We start from the raw sequence: 7,489 nt of genomic DNA, 5'->3' as shown, positions 1-7,489 counted from the left end.
TGTCAATACTTATTCTCAAAAAAATCCCACACCACATTTTCTGTGATGTGAGATTTTCTTAACTTAATGCCATTGGTGCTGAAATGATGGGGCTTTTTTATGTCTTAAGAAAAGAGAAAATCTACTGTAGATTTTCTCTTTTCATTTCTCCATCTACCATAACCATTTTTACGTGGTCGGCATGAGTCAGACAGCTGATATCGGAAAGAGGATTGCCATCTACGATGACGATATCAGCCAGTTTTCCAGGCGTTAGACAACCGGTGCTGGCATCTTCGCAAAGGAGATGTGCGGCATTTGATGTACCTGCTTTGATGGCTTCCATCGGTGTCATGCCAGCTCTGCACATGGCAGCGAATTCTTTACCGTTCTCCAGATAAGGGCTGTTTGGGCTGTTGGAAAAATCAGTTCCCAGTGCAATACGAATTCCAGCTTTGCGTGCCATTTCAATAGTTTTGACATTTGCAGCTGCACAGGTTTTGACCTTTTTCTCCATCCATTCAGGAAGACCGGGAATATTGGCAACGCCCAAAGACACAGCGAGGGTGGTGACTAAAGTAGCATCCAGTTCTTTCATCAAATCAATTTCACGCTGTGTTAAGTACACGCCGTGTTCTATGCAGGTGATACCGGAAAGCAGCGCTTGATAAGTGCCTTCATATCCGGTGCAGTGGGCACAGACATAGCTGTGATGGCGTTTTGCTTCGTCAGCAATTGCCTTTAGTTCTTCCGGGGAAAACTGAACGTCATCCAGACGGTCTGTAGGAGAAGAAACGCCTCCAGTAGCGCAGATTTTAATGAATTTTGCCCCGGCGCGGAATTGTTCTCTGACTCCCTGCACACAGTCCCACGGACCATCGACGAGTCTGGAGGTATGATCCAGGCGATTCAATTCTTCTTTTGATAAGGATGGATTCATATCCACGTGACCGGAAGTAATTCCCAGGATTTTTCCGCCGGGCATGATTTTAGGACCGCGAAGAATGCCGCGTTCCACCGCACGGGAAAGATACAGACCATTTTCGGACATATCCCGCAGAGAAGTAAAACCGGCATCCAGAAGCAGACCACATTGATAAGCGGCGCCCAGCAATTGATCGCCAAAGATTTTGCCATCTGCAAAGCTTCCGGCGTTTTCATCGCCGAAAAGGTGAGCATGACAGTCGATAAAGCCGGGCAGGATGGTTCCGGTTCCGGCATCAAGCAAAGTTGTGCTGTTATCTGTATCAAAAGCTGCAGCATCAAAATCGGTTTCCGCACCGGCATAGACGATGCGGCTTCCTTCAACGGCAACGAGTCCGTTTTCTATAGGGGTATCGGATATACCGTCGATAAGGCGGCCTTTTAAAATGTATGAAATCATAATAATCTCCCTTCTTTGTATGACTTCATCATAGCAATAAATAAACATTTTGTCAATATAGAGTTGACGAAATGAAATTTATTCTGTATAATAAAGATGACACAAGAAATAATTTGATGGAGGACATGATGGACACTATAAAACAGCTATGGATAAAGCTTAGACCGTATATGAGTGAAGAATATGATTTTCAGTATGCGGATGTTGAGATGACCTTGGAAAGCCCGCAGTTTGCTGCAGGCGATAAGCTGGCGGATTTATGGAAGATGGTCGCAGGGGTGCCGGGGGCACAGTTTACAGAGGAGGGTCTTTGTGCCTTTGACGATGAGGGAGCGCTTTCTCTTAGCGAAACCGTGGAAAAGGATGTTACCGGTTTTGACAAGCGAGTATGGCGCGTGAAAAGAGAAACTGTAGGTAATGTGCGGTTTTCTTACTGTTTTCTGCCTAGAGATTTGACTGGCGTGGACAGATGTCATCCATATTTTGATACGATTCAGGAGAAAAATGGCGCATTGATTCCCGGTGTAGCATCTCTTGCAGCAGTGGAGGAAGGAAAGTACCACATTCATTTTATCTGGGATAAATCGAAAATGCCGGAAGATGCTGATGCTGCAGCGATAAAAGGCTGCGGAAATCTTGATTATATCGGAACGCCACAGGACTATACTTTCTCACTGTATTTGGCAGGGAAAATCAAAAGAGTCAGTGATGAAAGCGGAAAGCGGAATATTTACTGGCTGGATGAAAATTTACCGGATCAGGAAAAAGTTACTAGGCAGCTGCCAACACTTCTTTCTGCAATGTGCGAGTTTTTCGGCGATGAAGACTTAGCGTACAGTGTATTTTTCCGCAAAGAGCCGTTTTCTATTTCTAATGGAGGAACCGCTTTTGACGGCGGATTCGTGTTTGGTTACAGTGATGCGATGCCGCTGATTATGGAAGAGGCGCTTAACACCCTTGCCCATGAAATTGTGCATAATTGGCCGGCTCTTGATGAACCGGCAGGGAAGGGACCGTGGTATAGTGAAGGTACCGCAGAGTTTTACAGTGTAATGATTCCTCTTCGCCGTGGAATTGCAGGCTCTGAGCAGGCAGCAGGCTGGATTACTGAAAAGTGTACCAATTATTACAACAACCCATATCAGTCAATGAGCTGTGAAGAGGCTTACGAGAAAGCGTGGGAAGACAATCAGGTTCAGCGTGTTCCTTATGGGAGAGGTTTTATCTATCTGGCGGAGACGGATTATCTGCTCAGAAAGAAATCCGGCGGCAAGAGAAGTTTAGACGATTTGGTCTTACTAATTGTTGAACGAAGAAGAGCAGGAGAGAAGGTAACTGTTTCAGACTGGGAAGCTTTGATTGGAGAAGAACTGGGTGAAGAGGCAGTCGAACACTTTAGAAGGGTGATGGCAGGAGATGAAGTGATTGCTGCTGATAATCGGTGGTTTGACGGCGGGTTTTCCTTTGAAAAAGGACGCTATGAGGATATAAAGAAAGGCGCTATTGAGGGGGGGCACTGATTTGGCGCAAGAAAGAGGATTAAATGATGTACGATTTTGATAGAGCAGGAGCCTATGAGGGAACAGAAAATTTGAAAGCACGCTTTAGACCGGAGGCGCTGCGTAAGCAGGGTGTTACCAGCTTTTCGGCAGCCGAAATGGATTTTTCGACAGCGCCCAGCATTAGGGAGGCAGTAAAAGCAACGGCGGAACGAGGTATTTATGGCTTTACGATTCCAACGCAGCAGTATCTGGATGCGGTAAAGTGGTGGCATAAAGAGATGCGCAGCTGGGACATTGCGGATGAATGGATTGTGCCTGTGCTGGGAACGATTTTTTCAGTTGCCACGGCTATTCGCATGACAACGAAAGAAGGCGACGGGATTATTGTACAGACGCCGGTCTATTATCGCTATGAGCAGGCGGCGACTCGAATGAAACGGAAAACGGTACATAATCCGCTGAAAATTGTAGATGGGCAGTACCAGATGGATTTTGAGGATTTAGAAACTAAAATGCAGGCGCCCGAAAATAAGCTTTTGGTGCTTTGCAATGCACATAATCCTATAGGCAAGGTCTGGCCACTAGAGGACCTTCGGAAAGTAGCGGCGCTGTCAGCAAAGTATCAGATGCCGGTTATCTGTGATGAGATTTTTGGAGAAATGACCTTTGAAGGACATCAGGCTAAGCCTTATGCTTCCATTGAAGAAGGACAGGCGTATGCCATTACTGTCACATCACTGGGAAAAGCTTTTAACTTCACCGGCGTCAATCATGCCCATGCGATTATTCCTGATGCAAAGCTTCGTGCACGTTACGAAGAGCAGAAATATGCGGATCATTACGGAAGTCTGGGACCTTTTGAATATGCTTCTGTTTTGGGCGCCTACTGTCCGGAAGGAAAAGCCTGGTTTACGGCTGTAAGAGATTATATTTACAAAAACGGTGTTTGGGTAAAAGAATTTTTACGAGAGCATCTGCCGCAGGCATACGTATTTCCTGTGGAGGGAACAACCGTCTGCTGGATTGACTGGTCGTTTCTTGGTATTTCAGGAAAAGAGCTCCACGATTTCTTTGAGAGAGAGGCCCTTTTTGAGGTGGAAACAGGAGAAGTTTACGGAGAGGGCTGTGAGAGGATGACAAGAATGAATCTATCCAGTTCGAGAATGCAGATTGAGGAAGCCTTAGAAAGAGTGTCAGAAGCTTGCAATGAATTGACAAAATGTTTTAAAAATGATTGACAATTTGTCGTAAAATGGTATAATATAGACATAGAATTGAAAGGAGATTGGCAAAATGTCAACAAACAACAACGACCGTAAATTGCCTATGAGAGTACTGATGGGGTATCCGCTTCTCAACGTGTCAGCAACATTGCAGATGCTGCTCCAGATGTACTTTCTGCTGATGTTTTTCACAAACTTTCTCGGTATCAGTGGAACAGCAGCCGGACTTATTATCATGATTGCCCGTATTTGGGACTTTATCAATGACCCTATGGTGGGAATTATTGTAGAAAAGAGCAGGAGACCGAATAAGTGCATTTTCTTCATGCGTTGTGCGCTGGTTCCGGTAGGAATTTTCATGGTGCTCTGCTATTCAGCGCCGGATTTATCTTATACTATGAAGGTCGTATGGGCTGCGGTATCCTTTATAGGCTTGGGAATGTCTCAGACAGTTTTTAGTATTTCTAAGGATTCCCTCAGACCAAAACTGACATCTAATGGTGCAGAACGTGCAAAGCTGAATGTCTATGACAACGTGTATAATACCATCCTTAACGCTGTTGTACCGGCAGTAACAATGCCACTTGTCGGCTGGCTGGCAGGCTACGGCGAAGCGACAGCCTTTGCAAAACTTGCTGCAATTTATGCGGTTGTGTATGCAATTATTGGTTATGTCGGCACTTGCACAGTAAAGGGCTATGAGTATGAAGACTATGAAGAGGAGGGCAACGTCAAATCAGCTGCGCCGAGTGCGGGACAGATGATAAAAGCACTGGTAGAAAACAGACCTGCTTTGGCGGTTCTGACAATGCAGGTGGTGAAAATGCTGATTTCCTCCATTGGAGGTGCTGTCATGGTCTACTACTGTACTTACAATTTGGGAGATGTTAACGCCATGTCCTATGCTTCTGTACCGAGCACGATTGTCGGACTAGTACCGGTTCTGCTTCTGGTGCCGCTGTATAAGCGATTCGGAAATGCAGGTACAGGTTTAATTGGATGTACGCTGGCAGCTCTCAGCTTGCTTGCAGCAGTTATTACAGGTGTGCCTAGCGTCACTTTTTATGTAGTCATCACCACCGTGCAGTCTCTCGGGCCTGTAATGGTAAGCGCAGTGGTACCGCAGTGTATTATGGACTGTGTTGACTATGGCGAATGGAAGACAGGGCACAAGAATACCAGCGTCATTATGAGCGCATATGGTATTGGAACAAAAATTGGATTGGCATTTGGTACTACGGTTGCCGGATTTGTACTGGATGCAGTCGGCTTTGATCCAACTGCTGCAACCCAGCCGGCAAATGTGCTTAGCGCCTTTTTCCATCTGCAGTTCACTGCACAGCTTGCAGTATATGTAGTCATGGGGCTGCTTCTGCTGTATATTTACAAAATTGAAAAGAAGCTGCCGGAACTGAAAAAAGAGATTGAGGCTAGAAAAGCAGCACAGTAATGTGTACATAAAATGAGATTATAGTATGAATAAAAGCGGCAGCAATGTCGCTTTTATTTTTCGGATAGGAGGTTTGGAAAAGATGAATGATGCAATACGGTGGCAGGAGGCTGCTCCACAGCTGATTGCTATAGAGGAATGTGCAGGACAGGCTCAGGCAGCGGTTACAGGAATAAGCGCGATGGAAGCGGCTGAAATTATAAAAAAGACCGCTATTGGAAGCGGACTTTCGATTCTGGTTTTTAATTCTGCCAGAGGTGTTGAGATTGTTGTTCGCGGCAGGGAGGCGTATGAGTATCTTTTGCGGTTTTTAAGGGAATTGTCAGTTAGTGAATGTGTTAAGTGAATTATTTAAGCGATTCCTCCACTTCGTGACAGTATTTATAGATTGTATAACGGGATACGTTCAGCTGCTCTGCAACGTATGTAATTGACTTCTGAAAGCTGAAGGCATTGCGCTGTATTAAAAGGGCAATGAGCTGCAGACGGTCATTTTTTTTCATAGCCTGCGGCGTTTTTCCAACGATGGACAGGCAGTCTTTGAAGATTTCTTCCAGTTGATTGTTGCTGGAGTCTTTGATGGCATCATTGAGATCGCTGCCGATGGCAACGAGACCTTCCAAGGTGGACATAGCGCTGCCTAAAGACGTGTAGTCAAAATTAATTCCCAGTGCATAGTGATAGTCTTCCCCCACATAGTTAAAAGTCGTAGACTTGATATATCTCCCATTTTTGGTAATCGCGAGGGAGTTGATGATATCAGTTTCCGGCTTAAAATGATAAGGCGCAGTATCTGTATCTTCTGCTTGAGCAGTGCGTGTTCCTACTGTCTGCAGGTGTCCTTCTGCCATGATATCATCACCGAAAATATCGGCAGTAGAGCCTACAGATCTTCCGCTGACATGACCGTTATAAATAGCGATAATAGGGTGACCCGGTATACTCATGTCGTGAATCAGTGTTTCGCAGGAGTGACCAAACATCTGTGCAAGGCCTTCTGCGGTACGGGTCATAAAATCTAAAATTTGTTCTTTGGTCTGTTTATTTTCTTTGTTTTGACTCATTGGCGATAATCCTCCCTAAAGCTAACTTGTCTTTGACAAAACCAGTATTATTTTACCATGGTTTGTGGCAATCAGCAAGACATATTGTAAGCAAAACCGATAGGGGAATCCTATCGATGACGTATGCAGCAGAGGATGACATGAAATTAATTGACTGTTTGTCAACTGAATATTGACAAACAAACTCCTGCGGAGTATAATCAAATTAGTAAAGACAATGATGAAAGATGAGGTGATTTTAATGATTACAGAAAAAAGAATTGAAGAACTCGGAATAGAATTACCCTTAGCGTCTCCTCCAGGTGCAATGTACATTCCAGTAAAACAACTGGGAAATGCTCTATTTGTTGCAGGACAGGTACCTTTTGTTGATGGAAAGCTTTTAGTAAGCGGCAAGGTAGGAGATACTGTTTCTATGGAACAGGCTGAGGAGGCAGCGAGAAGATGCATTATCAATTTAATGGCAGCGCTGAAGGACTATTTGGGAGATTTGGATAAGGTAAAAAACATTACGAAAATCCAGGTGTTTGTCAATAGCAAGACAGGCTTTATGCAGCAGCATCTTGTAGCAAACGCTGCTTCGCAGCTTCTTTATGATGTTTTTGGTGAAAAGGGAAGACACGCACGAACTGCTGTGGGAACCAATCAGCTTCCTATGGATGCACCGGTAGAAATTGAGGCGATTGTAGAAGTTTAAAGAGCAAACCATGATTTTGAGGAATTGCAGACTGGGGGGGAGAATTGCTGAATGTGAACTGAGGTACAGAGGCGGCAAAGGATTTCTGCAATACTAGAAATGGCAAATTTATAAGGCAGGATGTTGGTTTGACGGCAAATAACCGTTAGCGCGCATTCTGCTTTTGTTTGCGTAAAATGCGGGAGTAGGC

At 44.8% G+C, this 7,489-nt stretch carries 7 protein-coding genes; 5 read left to right on the top strand and 2 right to left on the bottom strand.

What is annotated here, in order from left to right; all coding sequences use genetic code 11:
- Positions 1-121: 121 nt before the first annotated feature.
- The gene (locus NFR88_RS13065; protein ID WP_251616565.1) at positions 122-1,363 is read right to left on the bottom strand and encodes a metal-dependent hydrolase family protein; all 1,242 of its coding nucleotides are present in this window, start codon (positions 1,361-1,363) and stop codon (positions 122-124) included.
- Positions 1,364-1,434: 71 nt separating this feature from the next.
- Between NFR88_RS13065 and NFR88_RS13060 the strand changes: the two genes are divergently transcribed.
- The 4 genes from NFR88_RS13060 (at position 1,435) to NFR88_RS13045 (ending at position 5,884) form a co-directional block, all read left to right on the top strand.
- Positions 1,435-2,883, top strand: a complete 1,449-nt coding sequence (locus NFR88_RS13060; protein WP_251616563.1) for a M61 metallopeptidase family protein — start codon at positions 1,435-1,437, stop codon at positions 2,881-2,883.
- 23 nt (positions 2,884-2,906) lie between these two features.
- The gene (locus tag NFR88_RS13055) at positions 2,907-4,103 is read left to right on the top strand and encodes a MalY/PatB family protein (protein WP_251616560.1); all 1,197 of its coding nucleotides are present in this window, start codon (positions 2,907-2,909) and stop codon (positions 4,101-4,103) included.
- Positions 4,104-4,158: 55 nt separating this feature from the next.
- Positions 4,159-5,538, top strand: coding sequence for an MFS transporter (locus NFR88_RS13050; RefSeq protein WP_251616557.1), 1,380 nt, complete (start codon positions 4,159-4,161; stop codon positions 5,536-5,538).
- An 82-nt stretch (positions 5,539-5,620) separates the two neighbouring features.
- Positions 5,621-5,884 carry a hypothetical protein gene (locus tag NFR88_RS13045; RefSeq protein ID WP_160200785.1) on the top strand — a complete coding sequence of 88 codons (264 nt, stop codon included), beginning with the start codon at positions 5,621-5,623 and terminating at the stop codon, positions 5,882-5,884.
- 1 nt (position 5,885) lies between these two features.
- Here the strand turns inward: NFR88_RS13045 and NFR88_RS13040 are convergent, their stop codons facing one another.
- Entirely contained in the window at positions 5,886-6,602 is a 717-nt protein-coding gene (locus tag NFR88_RS13040) for a helix-turn-helix transcriptional regulator (protein ID WP_160200786.1), read from the bottom strand.
- Between the two features lie 241 nt (positions 6,603-6,843).
- Between NFR88_RS13040 and NFR88_RS13035 the strand changes: the two genes are divergently transcribed.
- Entirely contained in the window at positions 6,844-7,299 is a 456-nt protein-coding gene (locus NFR88_RS13035) for a RidA family protein (protein WP_251616555.1), read from the top strand.
- Positions 7,300-7,489 lie beyond the last annotated feature (190 nt).

Origin of the sequence: Senimuribacter intestinalis (assembly GCF_943192965.1) — a bacterium.
Taxonomy (GTDB): domain Bacteria; phylum Bacillota; class Clostridia; order Peptostreptococcales; family Anaerovoracaceae; genus Senimuribacter; species Senimuribacter intestinalis.
The sequence above is the reverse complement of the archived record's forward strand: the minus strand, read 5'-3'. Positions and strand labels throughout refer to the sequence as shown.

Excerpts from the sequence above, each read along its gene's own strand:
- NFR88_RS13050 (WP_251616557.1), top strand. The coding sequence starts at position 4,159 with ATGTCAACAAACAACAACGACCGTAAATTGCCTATGAGAGTACTGATG.
- NFR88_RS13035 (WP_251616555.1), top strand. The coding sequence starts at position 6,844 with ATGATTACAGAAAAAAGAATTGAAGAACTCGGAATAGAATTACCCTTA.
- NFR88_RS13040 (WP_160200786.1), bottom strand. The coding sequence starts at position 6,602 with ATGAGTCAAAACAAAGAAAATAAACAGACCAAAGAACAAATTTTAGAT.
- NFR88_RS13060 (WP_251616563.1), top strand. The coding sequence starts at position 1,435 with ATGAAATTTATTCTGTATAATAAAGATGACACAAGAAATAATTTGATG.
- NFR88_RS13065 (WP_251616565.1), bottom strand. The coding sequence starts at position 1,363 with ATGATTTCATACATTTTAAAAGGCCGCCTTATCGACGGTATATCCGAT.
- NFR88_RS13045 (WP_160200785.1), top strand. The coding sequence starts at position 5,621 with ATGAATGATGCAATACGGTGGCAGGAGGCTGCTCCACAGCTGATTGCT.
- NFR88_RS13055 (WP_251616560.1), top strand. The coding sequence starts at position 2,907 with ATGATGTACGATTTTGATAGAGCAGGAGCCTATGAGGGAACAGAAAAT.